The organism is Vibrio sp. Isolate32 (assembly GCF_022397955.1).
Lineage (GTDB): Bacteria > Pseudomonadota > Gammaproteobacteria > Enterobacterales > Vibrionaceae > Vibrio.
In genome coordinates, this window is the sequence record NZ_JAKEUQ010000001.1 from 106,472 (window position 1) to 130,182 (window position 23,711).

The following is a 23,711-nucleotide window of genomic DNA, read 5'->3' on the forward strand; positions in this document are numbered from 1 at the left end:
CCTTTAGTGGCCGTATGTACGAGGCTTGGTGTAGTAGTCAATCAGTGGAACACACATGTTGGCTAACAATACAGCAAACGCCACGCCATCGGGGAAGCCACCCCAACTGCGGATAATAAACACTAACGCACCAATTAGCGCACCAAACACCAAGCGACCTTTAACTGTCGTTGAAGCCGAAACTGGGTCGGTTGCAATAAAGAATGCACCAAGCATAGTCGCGCCAGACAGAAGGTGAATGGTTGGAGAAGCAGTTTCACCAGGAGTAAGCACTAAGAACACCAAGCTAAACAGAGTAAGACTGCCGATGAAAGCCACTGGGATATACCACTGAATAACACGCTGCTTAATCAGCACTAAACCGCCGATTAAATAAGCAAGGTTTACCCACTCCCAGCCTACGCCAGCTAACCAGCTGAATTGCGGTTGAGACAGTGCTTCCGAAGCCGTGTTACCTGCCGTTAATGCTGTTTTGAATGCATCAAGTGGCGTCGCCATTGTGGTGCCATCAATGCCAAGGCGTGCTTGCTGCAGAGATAAACCTTCGTTATTGAAGCCCGTGAATATCATCAAGAATGAGTCAATAAAGCTTGTTGCTTCTGCTGTCAGGCTCGCGGGTGCATTCCAACTGGTCATTTGAACTGGGAATGAAATCAGCAAAACGACGTAAGCGACCATCGCAGGGTTAAATGGGTTCTGCCCTAGGCCGCCGTATAAGTGTTTCGCGATAATAATAGCGAAGAACATACCAATGACCAGGATCCACCACGGAGAGTGCGGGGGAATGGCGACACTCAGTAGCCAAGCGGTTACAACAGCACTGTAATCACGCAGCGCCATCACTGGCGGACGTTTTCTTAACAGCATTACGGCTGCTTCAAAGATAACAGCAAGTGCAATAGCAAATACTAACTGGATGAGGGTACCCCATCCAAAGAAGTAGGTTTGAACTAGTAGACCTGGCAATGCACAAATAGCTACCCATTTCATGAGATCTGGGGTGCTTCTACGACTGTGCGCGTGCGGTGAGCTGGCGATAAAGAAGGCCACTACTCTTTCTCCTCATTGTTCTTTTTATCTAGCTCTTGCTGTGCTTTTCTTGCTTTAGCACGAGCAATAGCGGCAGCAACGGCTGCTTTTTTAGGATCGACTGGCTGTGATTGAGTCTCAGCTACCACTTCAGCTTCTTTTTCGGCTTCAGGTTCAGGAGCGATTTCTTGTGCTTCAACCTGTTTAGCTTGCTGTACTTTTTTCGCCTTAGCGCGTGCAATAGCGGCAGCAACAGCAGCTTTTTTAGGATCGACTGGCTGTGATTGAGTCTCAGCTACCACTTCAGCTTCTTTTTCGGCTTCAGGTTCAGGAGCGATTTCTTGTGCTTCAACCTGTTGCGCTTGTTGTGCTTTCTTAGCCTTAGCACGAGCGATAGCAGCAGCAACGGCGTCTTTCTTAGCGTCGCCGGAGCTTTCAGCAGCAGATTCAGCAGCAGATTCAACTTGTTGCGCTTTCTTCGCTTTAGCACGAGCGATAGCGGCAGCAACGGCGACTTTCTTAGCATCGCCAGAGCTTTCAGCTGGAGCGTCAGTAGCAGATTCAGCTTGTTGAGCTTTTTTCGCTTTAGCGCGAGCTATTGCGGCTGCAACAGCGTCTTTTTTGCCTTCACCAGAGTTTTCGGCTTGAGTCTCAGCTGAAGCTTGTTGCGCTTTGCGCTCTCTAGCTTGTCGTTTACGCTCTTCGCGCAGTTTCGACATTTCAGAGTTATCTGGTTCAGCGCCGTTTTCCTTCAGAGCTGCAGCTTGTTTCGCTTTTGCCTTCGCAATAGCTGCAGCAACCGCAGGTTTTACAGCTGGCTCTTCATTCTGAGCCTGATCCGCGGCGGATTTTTGTGCTTTAACACGAGCAATCGCAGCAGCAATAGCATCATCACCGCCAGATGTTTTCATATCTTTACGGCGGTTATCTGCGGCTTTCTTAAAGCGGTTTTCACGCTCGGCTTTATCACGCTCCATACGAGCGTTCTTCTCTTCAAAGCGAATCTTGGCGCGCTCTGCAGCAGCGGCTTCATCTTTTCGAGTTTTGATTTCAGCTTTTGCTTGGCGGTAGTACTGAACAAGAGGGATTTCGCTTGGGCAGACAAATGCACATGCCCCGCATTCAATACAGTCTTTAATATTTAGTTCTTCACACTTGTCTAGCTCATTGGCTTTTGCATGCCATTGCAACTGTTGTGGTAACAGTGATGCAGGACAAGCTTCGGCACATGCACTGCATCGAATACACTCCATTTCGTAAGTGCTCGGTGCAATTTCACTACGTGTTGGCGCTAAAATACAGTTCGATGTTTTTGTGATCGGCACATTGGCATGTGGCAAGGTAAAGCCCATCATCGGGCCGCCCAAAATCAAACGCGGCAGCTTTTTATCGGCTTTATAGCCAAACTCTTCAAGTAACTCGTGTACAGGTGTACCTAATAGTGCCCAAACGTTACGAGGTTGCTTAAAAGTCTTACCGGTTAAAGTCACAACGCGGTTAACTACGGGTTCACCGTCGATTACTGCACTCTTAATTGAGTAGAGAGAGCCAACGTTCTGAACTAATATACCGATGTCAGCAGGGATGCCGCCAGCAGGCACCTCTTTATTCGTGAGGATCTTAATCAGCTGTTTCTCACCACCTGAAGGGTATTTAGTTGGGATCACGCGAATGACGATATCTTTGTCTTTCGCGGCAACCTCTAGTGCTTTTATTGCCGCTGGCTTGTTGTCTTCAATACCGATAACGGTCAGTTTTGGTTGAAGGATGTGTTCAACTATCTCAATGCCTTTTAGCACTTCTTCGGCATGCTCTTGAAGCAACTTGTCATCTGATGTGATGTAAGGTTCACACTCAGCTGCATTGACGATCAGAATATCAGTACGTCCTAGGCCTGACTGGAGCTTTTTCGCAGTAGGGAATCCCGCACCGCCCATACCTGAGATACCGGCTTGGCGAATCACATCAAGCAGCTCGTCTGAGGTTTTCGTTGAAAAGTCTTCGACGGGGTTTCGTTCAATCCAAGCGTCTAAGCCATCAGGTTTAATGACCACACTGAGTTCGCTTAAGCCTGAAGGGTGAGCGGTAGTTCTTGGTTCGATAGCGGTAATCACACCTGATGTAGGTGCATGTACCGGCAATGTAAAACCAGTATCTAAAGCCGTTAGTTGTTGGCCTTTCAGTACGGTGTCACCCGCGGCAACTAATAAGTTACCAGGTTTTCCAATGTGCTGTTTTACCGGAAGGACGATTTCTTCTGGAAGCCTTGCATGAACGATATCAGTGGTATTGGACTGTTTCTTGTTTTCAGCAGGGTGCACGCCGCCCGGGAAGGTCCAAATAGAGCCCGTGCGAATTTGTTCAATTAAAGAGATCATACTAACCCTATGCCTTAGGCTCTGACGCGGTCGCATCAGTTGCTTGGTTAGTGATATCCGTAACAGGAATGATGTTCATCTGCCATTTCCAATTTTCAGTCGTTGTCGCCACTGGAATCATTTCAATACAGTCAGTAGGGCACGGCGCGACACAAAGATCACAACCAGTACATTCATCTTTAATTACTGTGTGTAGTGCCTTAGTACCACCAACTATGGCGTCGACAGGGCAGGCTTGAATACATTTAGTACAGCCGATACACATATCTTCATGAATGAAGGCAACAGTTTTTACTTTGTTATCTAAATCGTGAGCGGAGTCTTCAACTTCTACGCCCATTAAGTCTGCTAGCTTCTCAATGGTTGCTTGGCCGCCAGGAGGACATTTGTTGATCTTGTCTCCGTTAGCAATCGCCTCTGCGTACGGACGACAACCCGGATAGCCACACTGGCCACACTGAGTTTGCGGTAAAATGGTGTCGATTTGATCAACGATAGGATCAGCTTCGACTTTAAAACGGATAGAAGCAAAGCCCAAGATAGCGCCAAAAACAGTGGCTAAAACGGCTAGCGCAATGATCGCAATTAAAATGGTGCTCATGCTTATTTCACCAATCCAGTAAAGCCCATAAATGCCAGAGACATTAGGCCTGCTGTGATCATCGCGATCGATGCACCTTTGAATGGCATTGGAACATCAGCAACCGTAATACGCTCACGCATCGCAGCAAATAGGATCAGTACAAGAGAGAAACCTACCGCCGCGCCGAAACCATAAATGATCGACTGAATGAAGTTGTGGTTTTCATTGATGTTCAAGAGAGCCACACCTAATACCGCACAGTTGGTGGTGATAAGGGGTAGGAAGATACCCAATAGGCGATAAAGAGTCGGGCTAGTTTTGTGAACCACCATTTCCGTAAATTGAACCACGACTGCGATCACCAAGATGAAACTCATGGTACGCAAGTATTCAATACCCAGAGGGGTAAGGATGTAGGTTTCTACTAGGTATGCAGATACCGACGCTAACGTCAGAACGAAAGTCGTCGCGAGGCCCATGCCAATCGCAGTCTCCAGTTTCTTGGAGACTCCCATGAAAGGACATAGCCCTAAAAACTTCACTAGCACAAAGTTATTGACCAGCACTGTGCCAACCAACAACAAAAGGTATTCGGTCATAATGGATTAATTCTTGAGATTCCGATCCCGATATTATCCTGCTTTGCTCACCTAATAACAACCAAGGATCACTAGGGATTTAGACACTTGGTGAAAAAATCAACGAGTAAACGTTTGATTAAGATAGATCAGCTTAAGTATAGGAGGGTATTTGATGGGAATGAAAAATAAGATTAACCGAATGATAACTCATCAAATCAATCCTATTTTCTTTGTTGTAAAAAGTGTCAGGAATCGAAAACACTCAGCCCTAGTAACTGTTCGTTTTATGAAGCTAAGCCTTTAGTGTCCCGAGTATTATTAACTGATGTTTCGAACCGAAGCTCTGCGCACTAGTATTGGCATAAACAACTTATGTTCTGACTGTTCTTTCGGTTCATCGCTTGCGAGTTGAAGAGACAGCTTTACCGCTTGATTTGCCATGACTTGAATTGGGTAGCGAATGGTCGTCAATCTAGGGTAAATGAAGCGAGCAATGTGGCCATCATCAAACCCAATAACTGACATGTCTTCTGGAATTCGAATGCCATTTTCTTGTAGAAGTGTCAAGCAGCCAGCAGCCATGTAATCGTTATAAGTTGCAATCGCTGTGATGTCGGTGTTTTTAGCCATTAGGTTAACCATGGCTTGTTCACCACCTAACTCGTCAGGCTCGCCGTATTCTATGTATTCGTCACTAGGTTCAATACCGTTGTCTTTCAGTGCGTCTAAATAACCCGCTAAGCGATCATGAGCATCTTCAATGTTGTGACTCGAGCAAATGTAACCAATATGTTTGTGACCGTTTTTGATCAAATACTCAGTCGCGATGTAAGAACCGCGGCGGTTGTCGAGAGCAATACAGCGGTTTTCTATGTCGGGAACAATGCGATTGATCAGTACCATTCCGGGTACTTCATTTGCCAATTTGACTAACTCTTCATCGCTAATGCCTTTGCTATGAACGACGAGTGATTCGCAGCGGCTGTTGATAAGCAGGTTAATGGCATTACGCTCTTTGGCGGCGTCATGGTAGCCACTGCCAATTAGTAACTGTTTTTCTTGCTCGCTGGCCACGGTATCAATGGCTTTGATCATCGAGCCGAAGAATGGGGCAGAAACATCGTTGACCAATACGCCAATCGCATTTGAAGATTTACTGACCAATGCACGGGCGTTGGCATTTGGACGATAGCCGAGTTTTTCCATCGCAGCTTTTACTGCTGAAATAGCAGTTTCACTGGTGTGAGCTGCATTGTTGATTACTCGAGAGGTGGTCGCGATTGATACGCCTGCTTCCTTCGCAACATCTTTAATGGTAGCCATTCCGCTCTCTTATTCTGAAAATAATGCTGTGTGCTGGTGGTTGGACATTTAACAACGGATAGTTAGCCAATTCAAATACTAAACATCAAATATGACGAGGCTTTAAGGTTTATTTTTGGTTGGCTTATCGTTTGATAATAAAAAGCCAAGCTCTAGATTTGAGCTTGGCTTTTGATTCACATTGGCGTTTGAACTGCTGTCGTGTGAAATAGCGTAATCACAGGTAACCCAAAGTAATAGGGAACCAAGTGGCTTTAGAGCAAGCCGCTTGGCCCGAATCTACTTACGATGCGCTTGTTAGCGTAACCTGATAACGATATTGATTGTCGGTGAGTTGAAACCCTCGGTGAACACTTGGACTCCAAGAATCATCACCACCAACGCCCATATGTTGGTGATCTACGCGTACATAGATTTTCTCTTCACGAGTCAGGTCATTGGTATGCTTGGCATCTGTTAATTGTTGCTGGCTGTATTGACTCACACTGAATGAAAAATCGCCTTCGATCCCGATATTTCCCACATTCAAGTTTTTGGTTCCGCAACGTAAACCGCTATCGGTTGGGAATATATATTGCGTGTGCATCTGTTCCAGTGTTTGTTTGTGTAAACCGAATCGAGCTGCAGCTAAACGGTCCGGATAGTTTTCAAAAGGACCTAATCCTTGCCATGAAATCGGAGTTTCATTGCTTGTTTCGATTGGTAAAGGCAGCTCCATTTCAAGGCCAATACGAGGCATAGGTGGTAAGTGGTCGGCTAAGGTGACATCAACCGCGATATTCATTTCACCTAGGTTATTTAAGGTGTATTGCCATTTTGTAATCGCTTGGATTTGGCCATTAAATTGGTAGGCGAATACTGACGTCACTTGTACTGAGTCTGCGAGTGCTTGTGCGATACAACTTGTACACTGACGTTCCCATTGACCAATACCTGCGAGTTCCCAGCGACAAGCCCATGCATTTGGATCGATATTGTCTATCTCACTGATACCAATATCGTTATCCAGTGGCGCACGATAGAAGTTATCGACAGGTGCCTTGATAACTTGCGGTTGCCCATCAACGATCCAGTGGGTCAACAGTCCACTCTGTGTGTCCCATTGCCATTGATGCGTTTCATCTAGGCTTGATACGACAACTTTATCGTCTTGTTGATTTAGCTGAGGAGCCAAGGCATTTGCAATCTTAGGGAGTTGCAAACCAGCGTGGTTACGTAAAGCAAACTGCTCTGTGGCACAAACATGGCCTTCTTCTGCCCACTTGGTCGAATAAATCAGAGTAATATCTGTGTTTAGATGATATTCGGCCTGTGCTTTTGGCGTGAAAGTAAGGTCAATTATTAGCTCTTGTTTACTATCTTCAGCAATGGATAAGACTTGTTGCCCTGATTGAATCACGATGCCATTTTCGAGCAATTGCCAGCGTAAGATTTCATTGTCGGTTGCTCGGAACAGGTTTTCATTGGTTACAGTTAGGCGGCATTGATCTTCAGTTTGTTCTGTTAACGTCATGCTGATCATTCTCTGGCAGTATTTAGCCTCTTCCAAGGTCGGGTGTACGCTACGATCTGGGAAGATTAAACCGTTGATACAGAACTGACGATCGTTAATTATGTCGCCAAAGTCTCCACCATAGGCCCAGAAGTGTTCGCCGTTTTCATCCCACCGACTTAGCCCTTGGTCAACCCAATCCCAGATGAAACCGCCTTGCAAACGAGGGTACTCTCGGAATGCATCCCAGTAATCATTGAAGCTACCTAAACTGTTACCCATTGCGTGTGCGTATTCGCAAAGAATAAGCGGGCGTTGCTCGTTAGGCAGAGAAACCCATTTCTTGATAGACCATTTTGGAACAGCATCGTCTTCAATTGTGCTGTTAACGCGTGCGTACATTGGCGCAATAATGTCGGTTGCTGTGGTATTTGAACCACCGCCTTCATATTGTACCGGGCGAGAAGGGTCGTACTGTTTCGACCAAGCATACATCGCATTGTGGCTGCTGCCGTGCCCCGACTCGTTACCCAAAGACCAGATGATGATAGAAGGGTGGTTCTTATCACGCATGACCATTTGCGTGTAACGATTCATATAAGCGTGTGTCCATTGTGGGTCGGCAGACAAGCGATTCATCGGCTGCATGCCATGGGTCTCGATGTTCGCTTCATCACACACGTATAAGCCGTATTCATCACACAGCTCGTACCATCGTGGATGATTCGGGTAGTGAGCGGTGCGCACAGCATTGAAGTTGTACTGCTTCATTAGACAGATATCGCGGATCATGTCTTCTTCTGTCATCACATGCCCCAACTCTGGGTGATGCTCATGACGGTTCACACCGCGAATCAATAGCGGTTTGCCGTTTAGCTTTAGCTGACCGTCTGTCATTTCGACTTTACGGAAGCCAACTTGATAAGCTTCACTTTCTAGGTAGTTACCCTGTTCATCAAGCAATGACACGACAATTCTATAGAGGTTAGGAACTTCTGCGCTCCATTTCTTTGGCTCTCGAACATGAAGAGTTTGGAATACCACATCATCATAGGTGCCACGCTCGTCTATTCGTCGATTATGAGGACGATCGATATGCGGCTCAGTCACTGCGTTTTCACCGTCAAACAGCTGAACCTGAACTTGGTAAGTGTCTGGTGCAGTAATTTTGGTGACAATAGACAGTGAACCATCGCGATAGCATGCGTCTAAGTCCGGCGTAACGAACACATCTTCAATACACTGCTTTGGTTTAGCTAGCAAGGTCACATCACGGAAAATACCGCTTAGCCACCACATATCTTGGTCTTCTAAATAGCTACCATCACACCAACGTATCACCATGACTGACAGCGTATTGTCGCCGACAGTTAGATACTGAGTTAAGTCGAACTCGGCAGGTAAGCGGCTATCTTGGCTGTAACCAACCCAATTGCCATTACACCAGAAGTGAAAAGCGGAATTGACGCCATCAAAGATAATACGTTGGGTGTTCTTTAGGTCATTTTTAGTCAACGTAATTTGAGCTCGGTAACAACCGGTTGGGTTTTCTGCCGGTACAAACGGTGGGTTCACTTCAAATGGGTATTTTACGTTGGCGTAGATAGGTTTATCGTAGCCTTGCATTTGCCAGTTGGATGGTACGGTAATCTCGTCCCATTGTGAGTCATTGAAACTTGTTTCGATAAATTCACCGTCAACTTGTTCAGGTGCATCAAAGTATTTGAACTTCCATTGCCCATTAAGAGATTTGCGTTGTGACTCAATGCCGTCTCGAGCGTGCTCAAGGCTGCGGTAGCTTGATAATGGGCTGTGCGCATTAAGGCAGTGGATATTCACAGACTGTGGGTTTTCCCAATCGCGTCTTTGGATGATGTTTGAAAATGCCTTCATGGTATTCCTACTCTTAAAGTGTTCAATATTGGTAATAATTCTATTGGGTCATCGGTTTTTTTTTGCAGTGACATCTAATATTGTTGCTAGTGTCTGGCTTTATGAAGTGTCTCTATTTTTTACCGGTGGATACTTTTCTGTTTGAGTCCTAACTCGAGTGAGAGTGTAAATAAACAATGGAAACGTTTTCATGATGGGGTTGGCATTTTTGCGCTATTGATGGGTTTGTGATTATTTTGTGTGATTTTGATCTGGTTATTGAGCTTGTAGTGGCGGTTTTATAGAGATTTCTGTGGGTTTTTAATGGGAGCGTTTTCTATTTTGGGGGGGAGGAAGGCGATCGTGCGCTAGAATTGAAGTTGCTCGTTGTGTTCGAACATAGGTAATAGTGATGCGAGGCTAGAACTCGCAAGGGCTTGGAGCTTTTGTTGAGGGGAAAAGTAGCCCAGTCAATGAGAACTGGGCATGTGAGACAAGGAAGCAAGCATTAAATTCAATGCCGAAGCTAGGCTACAGGCATTGCGTTCTGTACCGTCAAGCTGGAATGTAAAAGTTAGGACCCAGAGAGACACTTCATAGTTGTACTCTAAAGGTTAAGAATACGAGTGTGGTGTGGTGAGTTCAAGAGGAAATGCGTTTGAGCAAATTTTCAAATTACAGATCCACCATAACGTAATGAGTTCTATGGCTTTAATTGTTGTTAAGTTATTGTTTTTTATTAAAATTTTATAGCTCTTTGTTTAATGTGGAATATCCGTATTTTTGGGGATTAGGAGCATATGCATTGAGGTGGTGGTTGGTATAAATATTTGAGTTAGGAGGTATTGTTTGAATCTATTAATCTCAAAATATTTAATGGAAACGCTTTCATGATTTTGGGTTTGATCACAGAAACTCTCAACTCAATAATTATGATGCGGGGTAATTAAACGCGTTAAGGTTAAATAAAATGACGAATAAATCCCTAGTAGAAATTACGGGTAAAGACTCGCAACTGATCGTTGAACTTGGTGATTTCGCCGAAATACTGCATTGGGGAGTTCCAGTTCGTGGCGATCTAGCGAACTTTCGTGTTTCTCTTCAAAGGCCTGTTCCTTACGGTCGCCTTGATAATGATGTTGCTATGTCGTTGAGTCCAGAGCTCGGGCGCGGTGTTTTCAGCAGTCCGGCATTGGAAGGACACCGAGATGGGTTGGACTGGGCGCCTGTTTTCTCTATTACGGATATTCAACAAACATCATCTAGCCTACTCATTGAGAGTGAAGATGTACGTGCAGGCTTACGTTTAACAACCGAGTTATGCCTTGATAAACATGATGTTGTGAAATCTCGTCACACCTTAACCAACGTTAAAACCGGCCTTTATCAGGTGAGCCGTCTAGCCAATACTTTGCCATTACCAGCAAGAGCTAATGAGTTGATGACGTACTACGGCCGCTGGGTACACGAGTTCCAAACGGTGCGTCAACCCTTACAGCAAGGGGGCTATCAACAAGAAAATCGTCGCGGACGAACGTCTCATGAACATTATCCAGCGATGGTTGTTGGTACCGCTAACTTCAATGAAATGGCAGGTGATGTGTGGGGTATTCACTTCGCTTGGAGTGGTAACCACAGACTGCGCGCTGATGTAAAAGCAGACGGTCGTCGCTACGTGCAAGCGGAAGTTATTTATCTACCGGGCGAGATTGCATTGGATGAAGGTGAAAGCTTAACCACACCTTGGTTGTATGCAAGTTTCAGTTCTGAAGGCCTAAATGGAATGAGTCACCAGTTCCACTCTCATGTGCGCGGTTCCATCTTGCCAGAGTCTTTCGCACAAAAGCCTCGACCGATCCACCTTAATACATGGGAAGGCATCTATTTTGACCATGATCCTGATTATATTATGTCGATGGCTAGCCAAGCCGCGGATATGGGAGTAGAGCGCTTTATCATTGACGATGGTTGGTTCAAAGGGCGCTGTGGAGACAAGACTGCGCTGGGGGATTGGTTCTTAGATGAAGAAAAGTACCCAAATGGTTTAAAGCCGATCGTTGAACACGTGAATCAACTAGGTATGGAGTTTGGCCTGTGGTTTGAGCCAGAGATGATCAACAAAGATTCAGACTTGTATCGAGCTCATCCTGATTGGTTGCTGGCGGTGGGCGGCTATGATCAGCCGACAGGGCGAAATCAATATGTTATCGATCTACAGAATCAACAGGTATTCGACTTCTTATTTGAGCGTCTTGACCATTTTTTGAGCCAATACAATATCGCTTACATCAAATGGGATATGAACCGAGAAGTTGTACAACCTGCACACTTAGGCAGAGCGGCAGCTCACCAACAAACGGCTCGCTATTATGAGTTAGTCGACAAGGTGCGAGCGAAGCATCCAGCGGTCGATATCGAATCTTGTGCAGCGGGTGGTGGACGCATTGATTTTGAAGTCCTTAAGCGTACGCAACGTTTTTGGGCATCTGATAACAATGACGCTCTGGAAAGACAAAAAATTCAGCGTGGAATGAGTTACTTTTTTCCGCCAGAGGTGATGGGAAGCCATATCGGAGCAAGCCACTGCCACAGTACTCGTCGTCGCCATAGCATTGAATTTCGTGGGCTCACGGCGCTTTTTGGTCACATGGGTATTGAATTAGATCCTGTTAAAGAAGTCGAAGAAGAGAAACAGGGTTTTGAACGCTATATTCGCTTACATAAGATGTTGCGTCCATTGCTGCATAGCGGGAGAACTTGGCGAGTTCCAACGGACGATAGTGCCCATCAAATCCATGCGGTCGTCTCCGAAGATGTGTCAGAAGCTGTTGTGATGATTGCACAGTTGGCGATGCCAACCAATTCGTTGAGTGGTCATTTACGCATACCTGGGCTCGATCCACAAAGCTTATACAAGGTCTCTGTGATTGATAAACCGTCAAACTACGATGATATTGTGAATTATCAACCGCCATGGACAGAGTTTGGCTGTGAATTATCAGGAGCTTGGTGTGCCGAGGTAGGGCTAACGATGCCGATACTCGATGCAGAAACAGCGATGCTGATTAAGTTTGAGCGTATAGAGTAGGTTTTAGCATAGGCTTTATATTTAACGAACCGCGTAGGAGAAATTACGCGGTTTTTTATTGACTTTAATAAGCCTTCATGAACTATCCAATAGGTTTGATGTGCCTTTATAGATTGGAGAGCTGTAGGTATTCCCACCGTGATACTGAACTATGTAATCGTTCTCATGCGCCACTTCACATCACGAACTGTTTTGAGCACTCTAATTAGCGATATTCTCTATCAATCCGAGTGTTTTATTGTTCGATCTCTCATTTTAGATATTTCACTGAAAACGTTTCCATTGGGTGGTTGTTGATCACAGTATCTGTTCGTTGGAATAGTTACATTAGCGTCGGACTTGATACTTGAGTGTTTTAAGAAGCGACCACAGAGTGGCTCTAAAACAGAACTGAGTGGATAAATTATTATAAATAAAAGGTAAGCGTTTCAACGTCTGTTAGGAGATGAAGTTACGCGCCTGAAGGAAATACTATGTCTGATCAAATTACTCTACAAACCAAATTATCGTATGGACTTGGGGCTTTAGGTAAAGACTTTGCCTGTGCTCCGATCTACATCTTCTTGATGTTCTATTTTACGGACGTTGCTGGGCTTTCAGCTGCGTTCGTGGGTACCATCTTTTTAGCCGCTCGTATTGTTGATGCGGTAACCGATCCAATGATGGGGGTGATTGTTGATAATACCCGCTCTAAGTTTGGTAAATTCCGACCTTGGATTGTGATTGGTACTCTATTAAATGCGGTAGTGCTCGTTGGTCTTTTCAGTACGCACATGTTCGAAGGCACTACGTTATACATTTATGCAGCTGCTGCCTATATCCTATGGGGTCTTACGTACACTATTATGGATATTCCATACTGGTCTATGATTCCTGCACTATCGAGCTCTCGTCAAGAACGTGAAAAGCTTGTTGTCTGGCCACGATTGTTTGCTAGCTTGGCTTGGTTTATTACGGGTACTTACGGGTTACACATTGTCGGTAAACTAGGTGATGGTGACCAAGGACAAGGTTTCTTCAACGTTGCTATATTGATTGCTGTTCTATTCGTGATGAGTGCATTCTTGATTGCTCGCAACGTAAAAGAAAAATCTGCACCAGCAAATGCGAAACCAGCTGAGCGTTTCAGCTTTAAAGATGTGCTGGTTATCATTGGTAAGAATGACCAACTAAAAGCACTTATTGGTACCGTATTGTCGTTCCAAATAGCAAACTTGCTGGTTGGTGGCTTTGCGATTTACTACTTCTCGTACGCTTTAGGCAATGCTGATTTGTTCCCCGTTTATATGATGGTGGCAGGTATCGCTGAAGTTGCAGGCGTATTCTTGTTCCCTCGTATTGCATCAGTGTTACCACGTAAGCATTTATGGGTTATGGCTTGTGGCTTCCCAGTGCTGTCTTGCATCACTCTACTTATCATGGGCTTTATCGCTCCAGGTAACGCGATTCTAATCGGTATCGCAGGTGCTGCAATCAAGTTTGGTGTGGGTGTCGCTAACGCACTGCAAACCGTAATGCTTGCTGATGTTGTTGATTACGGTGAACACAAAACAGGTCGTCGCAGTGAGAGTGTTATCTTCTCTGTTCAAACGATGCTTGTGAAGTTTGCAGGCGCGGCTGGTGGTTTTATTGTTGGTATGGGCTTGTCTGTGGTCGGTTATGTACCAAACGTGGAACAGTCTGACAGCACTATCATGGGGCTGCAGTTTATGATGGTAGGTTTACCAGCGATTCTAATGGCGGTAAGTGCTCTGGTTTATAAGCGCTACTACCACCTGCATGAAGGGTTTGATAAAGACCAAGCGGGTAAAGAGACTCAGACGAATGTTGTTACAGCAGAAGCATAACCGCTAAAACGATGTCTAATCTAGAATAACGCTCAGTTTAGTCACTAAGCCCAAACGCCTCCTTGTGAGGCGTTTTTTATGGATGTTAGCTAATCAAAGCTGTGTGTGTAGAGTTTTTGTTTCGACTAAAACGCAAAAAGCCGCATCGAGTGATGCGGCTTCTTTAAATTTTGCCCACTTGTCGAGACTTGAACGCGGGCGGGTAGGGCGGTCCGACGATTCAGGTGTGACAATAACTTGGAACAAGTTAGTCGCAGTTATATACGAAAAAAGCCCAATCTTTCGATTGAGCTTTTTCCTAGAATTTGGCTCCCCCTGCGGGACTCGAACCTGCGACATACGGATTAACAGTCCGCCGTTCTACCAACTGAACTAAGGGGGAGTTGCTTGTTAGCCATGCGAATTTTAATAATTGTCAGAATTTCTGTCAATGAAAAATAGCAGAAAAAAATAAGATAAAAAACTTTACTTTCTTGAACACCTTATTGGATTTAGCTTTGCTTTACTTATCCACCAAAATTGTGGATAAGTGTGTGTGCGAAACTTTAACAACAATAATTAGGGTAGACCTGAAAATGTAAAAATTATAGCTAAGATGATGTATTTAAAGGAATGGTGCCAAAAAATCAAGATTGTATAACTTTTGTAGATTATAAAGCGAACAGTAAAATAAGCGATATTTTTAGATTTTTTGGGGAAAAGTAGTGGATTAAAAATCGAGTAATTTAGCTAAAGATATCTTGCAGGGGCACGCATGATAGCAAGTTCTAAGAATAAAAGCTAGAGCTGAAATCTAATCTTAAGATTCATTATTTCTAGATAATAGTTGCAACGACACTCCACCTAGAGTGACAATGACCTGATTAAAAAACCAGTATGGAAATGGCGACCTATGAGCAAACTCTTTGACTTGGTATCGGACTATAGCCCGTCCGGTGACCAGCCGACGGCGATAACCAAATTACTAGATGGGCTAGATTCTGGTTTGGCACATCAAACTCTATTAGGGGTAACGGGCTCTGGTAAAACCTTTACCCTTGCCAACGTCATTTCCCAATCTCAAAGACCTGCAATTTTATTAGCGCCGAATAAGACGTTGGCTGCTCAACTCTATGGTGAAATGAAGTCTTTCTTCCCAAATAACGCTGTCGAGTATTTCGTTTCTTACTATGACTATTACCAGCCGGAAGCTTATGTTCCAACCACGGATACATTTATTGAGAAAGATGCTTCTGTAAACGCTCATATTGAACAAATGAGGCTCTCTGCGACCAAAGCCCTATTAGAAAGAAAAGACGCCATAATCGTTGCGTCCGTTTCTGCTATCTATGGTCTGGGTGATCCTAAGTCTTATTTGAAAATGATGCTTCACTTGAGCCGTGGAGAGATCATGGATCAGCGCGATATCTTGCGTCGTTTGGCCGAACTTCAATATTCTAGAAACGATGTAGCATTTGAGCGTGGTCAGTTCCGTGTTCGTGGTGAAGTGATTGATATATTCCCTGCTGAATCTGACCAAGACGCAGTACGAATCGAGATGTTTGATGATGAAGTCGACTGTATCAGCATCTTCGACCCGCTAACTGGCGCAATTAAACAAAGAGATTTGCCACGCTTTACGGTATATCCAAAGACTCACTACGTGACACCGAGAGAAAAAATCCTTGAGGCGATTGAGAACATCAAGGATGAACTGCGCGATCGTGCTCAATACTTAAAAGACAACAACAAGCTTTTGGAAGAGCAACGTATTTCTCAGAGAACTCAATTTGATATCGAGATGATGACGGAGCTTGGTTTCTGTTCTGGTATCGAAAACTATTCACGATACTTGAGTGGCCGTGCGGAAGGGGAAGCGCCTCCAACGTTATTTGACTACCTGCCTGACGATGGTCTGCTGATCATCGATGAGTCACACGTGACTGTGCCGCAAATCGGTGCGATGTATAAAGGTGACCGTTCTCGTAAAGAAACATTGGTTGAGTTTGGTTTCAGGCTACCTTCGGCATTGGATAATCGTCCAATGAAGTTTGAAGAATTTGAGTCTATAGCCCCGCAAACGATTTTTGTGTCGGCAACGCCAGGCAATTACGAAATCGAAAAATCAGACGGTGATATTGCTGATCAAGTGGTGCGTCCTACTGGTCTGTTAGATCCAATTATTGAAGTAAGACCCGTCGCGACTCAGGTTGATGACTTGCTGTCTGAGATCAGAATCCGTTCAGTGAAAGAAGAGCGCGTGTTGGTCACAACATTGACTAAGAGAATGGCGGAAGACTTAACCGAATATCTAAGTGAGCACGGCATTAAAGTGCGTTACTTGCACTCGGATATTGATACCGTTGAGCGTGTCGAGATCATACGAGACCTACGTTTGGGCGAGTTCGACGTGTTAGTGGGTATTAACTTACTTCGCGAAGGCTTGGATATGCCGGAAGTGTCGCTGGTGGCGATTCTTGATGCAGACAAAGAGGGCTTCTTGCGTTCTGAGCGCTCTCTGATCCAAACCATTGGTCGTGCCGCGCGTAACCTTGAAGGTAAAGCGATCTTATATGGTGACTCGATTACTAAGTCGATGAGAAAGGCGATTGATGAAACGGATCGTCGTCGTCAGAGACAGCAGGCCTACAACGAAGAGCAATGCATCACGCCGCAAGCTTTGAAACGTAATATCAAAGACATTATGGAACTGGGTGATATCACCAAGTCGAAACAGCAGCGTCAATCTAAGCAAGTCCCATTATCTAAGGTGGCTGAGTCTTCAGAAAGTTATGCCGTGCTTACGCCACAACAGCTTGATAAAGAGATCAGTAAGCTAGAAGCAGCGATGTATCAGCATGCTCAGAACCTGGAATTTGAATTAGCGGCACAGAAACGTAATGAAATTGAGCAGCTAAGAAAGCAATTTATTACTAATAGCTAATCTCACGTTTTACTCAAGAATTTGATTCCCTCAAGACAAAAACTGAGAGTGTTCCAGACAGAAAAACAGCCAGTAGTAAATTTTCTACTGGCTTACGTTTGTGAACACTCTATTCACTAACAACGTCAGTTGGCTAGGTGACCCGAAGGCCGTTTAAACTTCTGCATCGTTCGTGCCATATAGATAAAGCATTGATTGTTTGAAGTAAGTAAAAAAACACACTACAAATATGGTGGCTAATTTGCATAATGCAAAGCGGAATGCGACTATAATAATAAATGCAAATTATAAATGGCTAGGATATGCAATCAAAAACGCTAGATAACAAATCGAAGTATTTGTTGATGGTAGAGGATACCGCTTCGGTAGCAGCTTTATATCGCTCGTATCTTACACCGCTCGAAATTGATATCAACATTGTTGGCACTGGCCGCGATGCAATCGAGAGTTTGAATCATCGAATCCCAGACCTTATTTTATTAGATCTACGTCTGCCTGATATGACGGGTATGGACGTGCTATTTGCTGTAAAACAAAAGTACCCTGAAGTTCCGGTTATCTTCATGACGGCTCACGGCTCTATAGATACCGCCGTAGAGGCGATGCGTCATGGTTCTCAAGATTTCCTTATCAAACCGTGTGAAGCCGACCGACTCCGTATTACGGTGAATAATGCGATCCGCAAAGCCACCAAGCTTAAAAACAGCTCGGAACACCCGGGAAACCAGAATTACCAAGGTTTCATCGGCAGTAGCCAAACTATGCAGCAGGTGTATCGAACTATTGATTCTGCCGCATCAAGTAAAGCGAGTATTTTCATTACGGGTGAAAGTGGCACCGGTAAAGAGGTGTGTGCAGAAGCTATTCACGCCGCGAGTAAGCGTGGTGATAAGCCGTTTATCGCTATTAACTGTGCTGCGATTCCCAAGGACTTGATTGAAAGTGAACTGTTTGGTCACGTGAAAGGGGCATTTACAGGGGCGGCAACAGATCGTCAAGGCGCTGCTGAACTGGCTGATGGAGGCACGTTGTTCCTTGATGAGCTCTGTGAAATGGACCTTGAGTTGCAAACCAAGCTTTTGCGCTTTATCCAGACAGGTACCTTCCAAAAAGTTGGTTCGTCTAAGATGAAGAGCGTAGATGTTCGCTTTGTTTGTGCGACCAACCGTGACCCATGGAAAGAAGTACAAGAAGGGCGCTTTAGAGAAGATTTATACTATCGTTTGTATGTAATTCCTCTGCACTTGCCGCCATTGCGTGAGCGTGGTGAAGATGTTATTGAGATTGCTTACTCGTTACTAGGCTATATGTCGGTTGAGGAGGGGAAGGCGTTTGTTCGTTTTGCTCAGGAAGTACTTGATCGCTTTAATCAATATGAGTGGCCTGGGAATGTGCGTCAACTACAAAACGTATTACGGAACGTGGTGGTATTGAATAATGGCAAAGAGATTACTCTTAACATGCTTCCGCCACCATTGAACCAGCCGATTGAAAACAGTCTGCGCTTGAAAGAGAAGCAGAACGAAGACATCACGGTAAAAGATATTTTCCCATTGTGGATCACTGAGAAGACGGCTATCGAACAGGCCATTAAAGCGTGTGACGGCAACATTCCGCGAGCAGCAGGTTTCTTAGATGTGAGTCCTTCGACTATATACCGCAAGTTACAAACGTGGAATGCGAAGCAGTAATCACTCAACAATAAGAAAATCATAATGACGAAAGTACTAAATCAGAAAAAAGTGGATGAGCTTGCCGGCGAAATTGGGCAAGAGAATGTCCCGGTTTTATTAGAGATTTTTTTAGGTGAGTTGAAAGGCTACTATGAACATCTAGAGACAAATAAAGAATCGGATACATCTAAGTATTTGGCCGATATCAGTCATGCACTCAAGAGCAGCGCAGCGAGCTTTGGTGCAGATTCACTGTGTAGTTTTGCGATTGGCTTAGACGCAAAAGTGAAGCAAGCCTTACCCGTGACAGAGGTTGATTTTCAAGATATGCAAGAATTACTGTTATCAACGTACACTGAATATCAGCGGTTGATGACGGATCTCTAAACGGCGAGCTATTACTGAGATTAAAAAGGAGCGTGGTGCTCCTTTTTTGTTTTCTGTGGTTTTAAGTTATGGCTTAAGCCAACTGAGCTTCAATGGCCTGCTGAAGCTTCACACGGTCGTGTCGCCAATCTCGATTCGCAGACGCAAGAGTCGTGGTGACACAGTTCCATAGTCCTTCAAGCTCGGGATGTGGCTCATTACCAAGAACAATGTCTATCTTGCGTGCTTTGCAGGTACGTTCACACCACTCAAGTTGCTCCTCAAGTGTCATTTTCCCCGCTGGGCCATGTTCTGGTGATAAGTTTTCGACGAAGATCAGCTTAGCATGGGTATTTTCGGAAATCGCTTTACCAATTTCTGGCAGTAGAAGTGGTGGCATCACACTGGTCAAAAAGCTGCCTGGCCCAAGCACGATGCAGTCCGCTTGTTCTACAGCAGCCACCGCTTCTTTTGTTGCAGGTACTTCTGGCGACAGATCCATCATGCGTAGTTTCTCTGTCATGTCATCGACATTGGTTTCGCCGGTTACCCAGTGCCCATCCATCGATAACGCGGTAAGGTCTGACGGGTGCTCAGTCATTGGGACGATATTGACATCGACCTTCAACATATTGCGAATTAGGTTGATTGCTTCTAATGGGCGAACGGAAAGGTTGTCTAACGCGGTTAGCATTAGGTTGCCCAAGTTATGACCATCGAGTTCGCCTTGTCCACGAAAACGATATTCAAACATCATAGAGCTGATTGAGGGCTCTGTGATCAACTGATTGATACAATTTCGGGTATCACCCCATGCAATGCCGCCTTGGCAATCTCGAATGCGTCCGGTGGAACCACCGTTATCTGTTGTAGCAACAATGCCGGTTGCGTTACTGCCAAAATCTTTTAATGCCGCCAGCATACGACCTAAGCCATGGCCACCACCGATTGCGACCACTTTCTTTGACGTGTAAATGTTCATTTTTTATTCTTGTTAGAGGATTACCAACTATAATTTAGGTTAAATGCTTCTCGCCAGATACTCAACAAGAGTTATTTTGAGTGTTTGACACGTTTTTTTTGCCGATGTGACTCGTTTTTTGTCATCAGAGCTAGATTCACGTACAAATATTAAGTATTTTATTACTCAGCTACTGCGCGCTCGAATATAACGTGCAGTTGCCATAACTCCGAGCTCTCGCATGCTAAGTCGCACAGTGGTATTTGCTGTACCGATACGCATTAAGAGCCAGTGACATGTTGTCACAAGGGCTTAATTGGAAATGATTATGCCTCCCGTGTTTGGAAAGGTGTTCCGTGGCGCAACAATTCGAAGATAGATTCCATCGCAAGTTTTATTACTTGCGCTTGTCGGTTACAGACGTCTGTAACTTTAAATGTACTTACTGCTTGCCGGATGGTTATAAACCGTCAGGGCAAAAAAACTCGTCTTTTTTGAGTGTTCCTGAGATCAAACGTGTCGTTAAAGCGTTTGCAGATTGTGGCACCTCAAAGATCCGTATTACAGGCGGAGAGCCGAGCCTGCGTAAAGACTTCCCCGAAATTATTCAAACCGTTGCCAACACTCCCGGTATCAAAAAAGTTGCTACGACAACTAACGGTTACCGCATGGAGAAACAAGTAGGGCAGTGGCGTGATGCTGGTTTAACCCACATTAATGTAAGCGTCGATAGCTTAGATCCGCGCATGTTCCATCAGATCACTGGTGAGAATAAGTTTACTGAGGTAATGCGAGGCATTGATAAAGCGTTTGAGGTTGGCTTTGAACAAGTCAAAGTAAACGTAGTATTGATGAAAGACCTCAATAGCCAAGAGTTACCTGCCTTCCTTACTTGGATCAAAGACAAACCGATTCAACTGCGTTTTATCGAACTGATGAAAACCGGCGAAATGGATGAGTTGTTTGATAAGCATCATGTGTCAGGCGTTGCGATTCGTAACCAGCTTATTGCTAACGGTTGGTTACTAAAAGTGAGAGCTGTCAATGATGGTCCTGCACAAGTGTTTGTTCACCCAGATTATAAGGGTGAAATTGGTTTGATCATGCCTTACGAGAAAGACTTTTGTGAGAGCTGTAACCGACTGCGCGTTTCTGCGACCGGTAAGCTTCACCTATGTCTGTTTGGTGATCACGGTGTTGAACTGAGAGATTTGATTCAAGAAGATCAACAAGAGCAAGAGCTCATCGATCGAATACAGGCTCAGCTACAAACCAAGTCCGTTAGCCACTTCTTACATGATGGCAACAGCGGTATGACTCCAAACTTGGCGTCAATCGGCGGTTAACCCGCACACACTCAAACGTATTTTATCGCTCAGCTTGTTTAAGCTGGGCCAATAAGTCTAATCATTGAAAAATTTATAGGTGAACAAATGGGTCACGCAGAAAGCAAATTTCAAGCAGCAAACATTGCAGTACTAACGGTTTCAGATACACGTACAGAAGAAAACGATACGTCAGGTGGTTACTTAGTTGAACATGCTAAAGAAGCAGGCCACAACGTAATTGATAAACAAATCGTTATCGATGACATGTACAAGATCCGCGCGATCGTATCTAAATGGATTGCTGACGAAAGCGTACAAGCGATCATGATCACTGGCGGTACTGGTTTCACTTCTCGTGACAGTACTCCTGAAGCGCTTAAGCCACTATTCGACAAAGAAGTAGAAGGCTTTGGTGAGCTATTCCGTCAAGTGTCTTACGAAGAGATCGGCACCTCAACAATTCAATCTCGCGCAATTGCGGGCTTTGCGAACCACACGGTTATCTTTGCAATGCCGGGCTCTACAGGCGCTTGTCGCACGGGTTGGACTAAGATCATTAAGCAACAGATGGATGCTAGCCACCGCCCTTGTAATTTCATGCCACACCTTTCTGTATAAGGTGGTTTTAGCATGAGCCAATTTACACACATTAACGCGTCTGGCGAAGCGAACATGGTCGATGTATCGGCTAAGGCTGAAACGGTACGTGAAGCAAGAGCTGAAGCATTTGTTCAAATGTCGGCAGAAACGCTGCAACTGATAGTCTCTGGTAGCCACCACAAGGGCGATGTTTTCGCTACGGCACGTATTGCGGGCATTCAAGCGGCTAAGAAGACGTGGGATCTGATTCCACTTTGTCACCCTCTACTATTAACGAAAGTAGAAGTGCAGCTTGAAGCTATCGAGTCTGAAAGCAAAGTTCGTATTGAATCTGTTTGTAAGCTTGCTGGTAAGACGGGCGTAGAAATGGAAGCGCTAACGGCTGCTGCTGCTGCTGCGTTGACCATTTACGATATGTGTAAAGCTGTACAGAAAGACATTGTTATCGAGAATGTACGCCTGCTAGAGAAGACAGGCGGTAAATCAGGTCACTTTAAGGTGGAATCATGATTACAGTACTTTTCTTTGCGCAAACACGTGAACTTGTTGGCGTGGACAGCGTTGAAGTGGATGCACAGTTTAAGACGATTGATGCGATTCGTAGCCACCTTGTTACACAAGAAGGCAAATGGGATATCGCATTGGAAGAGGGCAAGCTTTTGGCTGCTCTTAACCAGTCAATCGTACCTCTGACGACCGAAGTGAAAGACGGTGACGAAGTTGCGTTCTTCCCACCTGTAACTGGAGGTTAGTCATGGATTCAAGAGTATTAGTGACTTCTGAGGACTTCTCTGTTGCTGATGAGTATGCGTTTCTCTCTGAAGGAACCTCTGCAGGTGCTGTAGTAACCTTTGTTGGTAAAGTTCGCGACATGAACCTTGGCGACAATGTGATTGGTTTGTCTTTGGAGCACTATCCAGGCATGACAGAAAAATCGCTGAGCGAGATCTGTGACCAAGCTGAAGCGCGTTGGCCTATCCAGAAGATGCGAGTTATCCACCGTGTCGGTGACCTAGATATTGGCGACCAGATTGTTTATGTTGGTGTCTCTAGTGCACACCGTGGTGCAGCATTTGAAGCCTGTGAGTTCGTTATGGACTTCCTGAAAACCAAAGCGCCGTTTTGGAAAAAAGAACGTACCACCGAGGCGACTCGTTGGGTCGATTCTCGCGATTCAGATACAAAAGCAGCAGAGCGCTGGGAAAAGTAAGCTATCCCATATAGTGTCTAGTCCTTAACGTGAAAAGGCATTTCAGGCTGGGACATGAATAATAAGAAAGCCGACGTGGACGTCGGCTTTTTTGTGTGTGCTACAAAGTGATTTATAAATAAATACTAAATTTAACAAATGGTTAAGCGTTCAAAGTGCATATAAATTCTAGGTGGATTTTGTCTGGTTTGGTGTAGTGTTGAATGTGTTTTGGCGCAGCGCATTATGCGGTTTTGTATAAAGTGATAATTATCACAAATAGCGCAGTATATTTAGGGGATATGTGATGTTCAATTAGATTTCACGTTGCATTAATGTTAATTTACAGGCAGTGTTCCAGAATAAGATACTAAAAAAGTATTAATACAGATATATCAACACTAAAGGCTGTTTTTTGATAAATCCTTATGAGTAAATCACTACTCATTGGGTTTTTATTAGGGATTTACACTTTGAT

At 44.7% G+C, this 23,711-nt stretch carries 17 protein-coding genes, 1 tRNA gene and 1 riboswitch; of the genes, 10 read left to right on the top strand and 8 right to left on the bottom strand.

Going from position 1 to position 23,711, the window contains the following annotated elements; translation table 11 throughout:
* Positions 1-3 precede the first annotated feature (3 nt).
* The 6 genes from rsxD to L1D11_RS00505 form a co-directional block, all read right to left on the bottom strand.
* Positions 4-1,050 carry an electron transport complex subunit RsxD gene (gene rsxD / locus L1D11_RS00480; RefSeq protein WP_239834173.1) on the bottom strand — a complete coding sequence of 349 codons (1,047 nt, stop codon included), beginning with the start codon at positions 1,048-1,050 and terminating at the stop codon, positions 4-6.
* Positions 1,050-3,407 carry an electron transport complex subunit RsxC gene (gene rsxC / locus L1D11_RS00485; RefSeq protein ID WP_239834172.1) on the bottom strand — a complete coding sequence of 786 codons (2,358 nt, stop codon included), beginning with the start codon at positions 3,405-3,407 and terminating at the stop codon, positions 1,050-1,052. The genes rsxD and rsxC overlap by 1 nt, the downstream gene beginning before the upstream one ends.
* A gap of 7 nt (positions 3,408-3,414) precedes the next feature.
* Entirely contained in the window at positions 3,415-4,008 is a 594-nt protein-coding gene (gene rsxB / locus L1D11_RS00490; protein WP_239834171.1) for an electron transport complex subunit RsxB, read from the bottom strand.
* A 2-nt stretch (positions 4,009-4,010) separates the two neighbouring features.
* Entirely contained in the window at positions 4,011-4,589 is a 579-nt protein-coding gene (gene rsxA, locus L1D11_RS00495) for an electron transport complex subunit RsxA (protein ID WP_046222689.1), read from the bottom strand.
* Between the two features lie 300 nt (positions 4,590-4,889).
* Positions 4,890-5,894: a substrate-binding domain-containing protein gene (locus L1D11_RS00500; RefSeq protein WP_239834170.1), complete on the bottom strand. Its 1,005-nt coding sequence runs from the start codon at positions 5,892-5,894 to the stop codon at positions 4,890-4,892.
* Between the two features lie 283 nt (positions 5,895-6,177).
* Positions 6,178-9,279 (bottom strand): beta-galactosidase, encoded by a 3,102-nt coding sequence (locus tag L1D11_RS00505; RefSeq protein WP_239834169.1) that lies wholly within the window; start codon positions 9,277-9,279, stop codon positions 6,178-6,180.
* A gap of 949 nt (positions 9,280-10,228) precedes the next feature.
* On the opposite strand from L1D11_RS00505, the gene L1D11_RS00510 reads away from it, so the two are divergent.
* Both L1D11_RS00510 and melB read left to right on the top strand, forming a co-directional pair.
* Positions 10,229-12,346 (top strand): alpha-galactosidase, encoded by a 2,118-nt coding sequence (locus tag L1D11_RS00510; protein ID WP_239834734.1) that lies wholly within the window; start codon positions 10,229-10,231, stop codon positions 12,344-12,346.
* Between the two features lie 473 nt (positions 12,347-12,819).
* Positions 12,820-14,193 carry a melibiose:sodium transporter MelB gene (gene melB, locus L1D11_RS00515; protein ID WP_239834735.1) on the top strand — a complete coding sequence of 458 codons (1,374 nt, stop codon included), beginning with the start codon at positions 12,820-12,822 and terminating at the stop codon, positions 14,191-14,193.
* Between the two features lie 306 nt (positions 14,194-14,499).
* Here melB and L1D11_RS00520 read toward each other — a convergent pair.
* Positions 14,500-14,575: transfer RNA gene (locus L1D11_RS00520), tRNA-Asn, on the bottom strand.
* A gap of 510 nt (positions 14,576-15,085) precedes the next feature.
* Here L1D11_RS00520 and uvrB point away from each other — a divergent pair.
* From uvrB to luxU, 3 genes are all read left to right on the top strand, one after another.
* A complete protein-coding gene (gene uvrB, locus L1D11_RS00525; RefSeq protein WP_239834517.1) occupies positions 15,086-17,116 on the top strand; it encodes an excinuclease ABC subunit UvrB in 2,031 nt (676 codons plus the stop codon).
* A gap of 302 nt (positions 17,117-17,418) precedes the next feature.
* A complete protein-coding gene (gene luxO, locus L1D11_RS00530; protein ID WP_004734031.1) occupies positions 17,419-18,807 on the top strand; it encodes a quorum-sensing sigma-54 dependent transcriptional regulator LuxO in 1,389 nt (462 codons plus the stop codon).
* A gap of 24 nt (positions 18,808-18,831) precedes the next feature.
* Positions 18,832-19,176, top strand: a complete 345-nt coding sequence (gene luxU, locus L1D11_RS00535) for a quorum-sensing phosphorelay protein LuxU (RefSeq protein ID WP_239834515.1) — start codon at positions 18,832-18,834, stop codon at positions 19,174-19,176.
* Between the two features lie 73 nt (positions 19,177-19,249).
* Here luxU and L1D11_RS00540 read toward each other — a convergent pair whose 3' ends face one another.
* The gene (locus L1D11_RS00540) at positions 19,250-20,137 is read right to left on the bottom strand and encodes a YvcK family protein (RefSeq protein ID WP_239834514.1); all 888 of its coding nucleotides are present in this window, start codon (positions 20,135-20,137) and stop codon (positions 19,250-19,252) included.
* Between the two features lie 194 nt (positions 20,138-20,331).
* Positions 20,332-20,484: riboswitch (molybdenum cofactor riboswitch) on the top strand.
* Here L1D11_RS00540 and moaA point away from each other — a divergent pair.
* The 5 genes from moaA (at position 20,473) to moaE (ending at position 23,254) form a co-directional block, all read left to right on the top strand.
* Positions 20,473-21,462 (top strand): GTP 3',8-cyclase MoaA, encoded by a 990-nt coding sequence (gene moaA / locus L1D11_RS00545; RefSeq protein WP_239834512.1) that lies wholly within the window; start codon positions 20,473-20,475, stop codon positions 21,460-21,462. It overlaps the preceding riboswitch by 12 nt.
* A gap of 87 nt (positions 21,463-21,549) precedes the next feature.
* Positions 21,550-22,062 (top strand): molybdenum cofactor biosynthesis protein B, encoded by a 513-nt coding sequence (moaB, locus tag L1D11_RS00550; RefSeq protein WP_239834511.1) that lies wholly within the window; start codon positions 21,550-21,552, stop codon positions 22,060-22,062.
* A 12-nt stretch (positions 22,063-22,074) separates the two neighbouring features.
* The gene (gene moaC, locus L1D11_RS00555; RefSeq protein ID WP_239834509.1) at positions 22,075-22,554 is read left to right on the top strand and encodes a cyclic pyranopterin monophosphate synthase MoaC; all 480 of its coding nucleotides are present in this window, start codon (positions 22,075-22,077) and stop codon (positions 22,552-22,554) included.
* Complete coding sequence (moaD, locus tag L1D11_RS00560) at positions 22,551-22,796, top strand: molybdopterin synthase sulfur carrier subunit (protein ID WP_239834507.1); 246 nt, start codon at positions 22,551-22,553, stop codon at positions 22,794-22,796. Before moaC ends, moaD begins: the two co-directional genes overlap by 4 nt.
* A gap of 2 nt (positions 22,797-22,798) precedes the next feature.
* Positions 22,799-23,254 carry a molybdopterin synthase catalytic subunit MoaE gene (gene moaE / locus L1D11_RS00565; protein ID WP_239834505.1) on the top strand — a complete coding sequence of 152 codons (456 nt, stop codon included), beginning with the start codon at positions 22,799-22,801 and terminating at the stop codon, positions 23,252-23,254.
* Positions 23,255-23,711 lie beyond the last annotated feature (457 nt).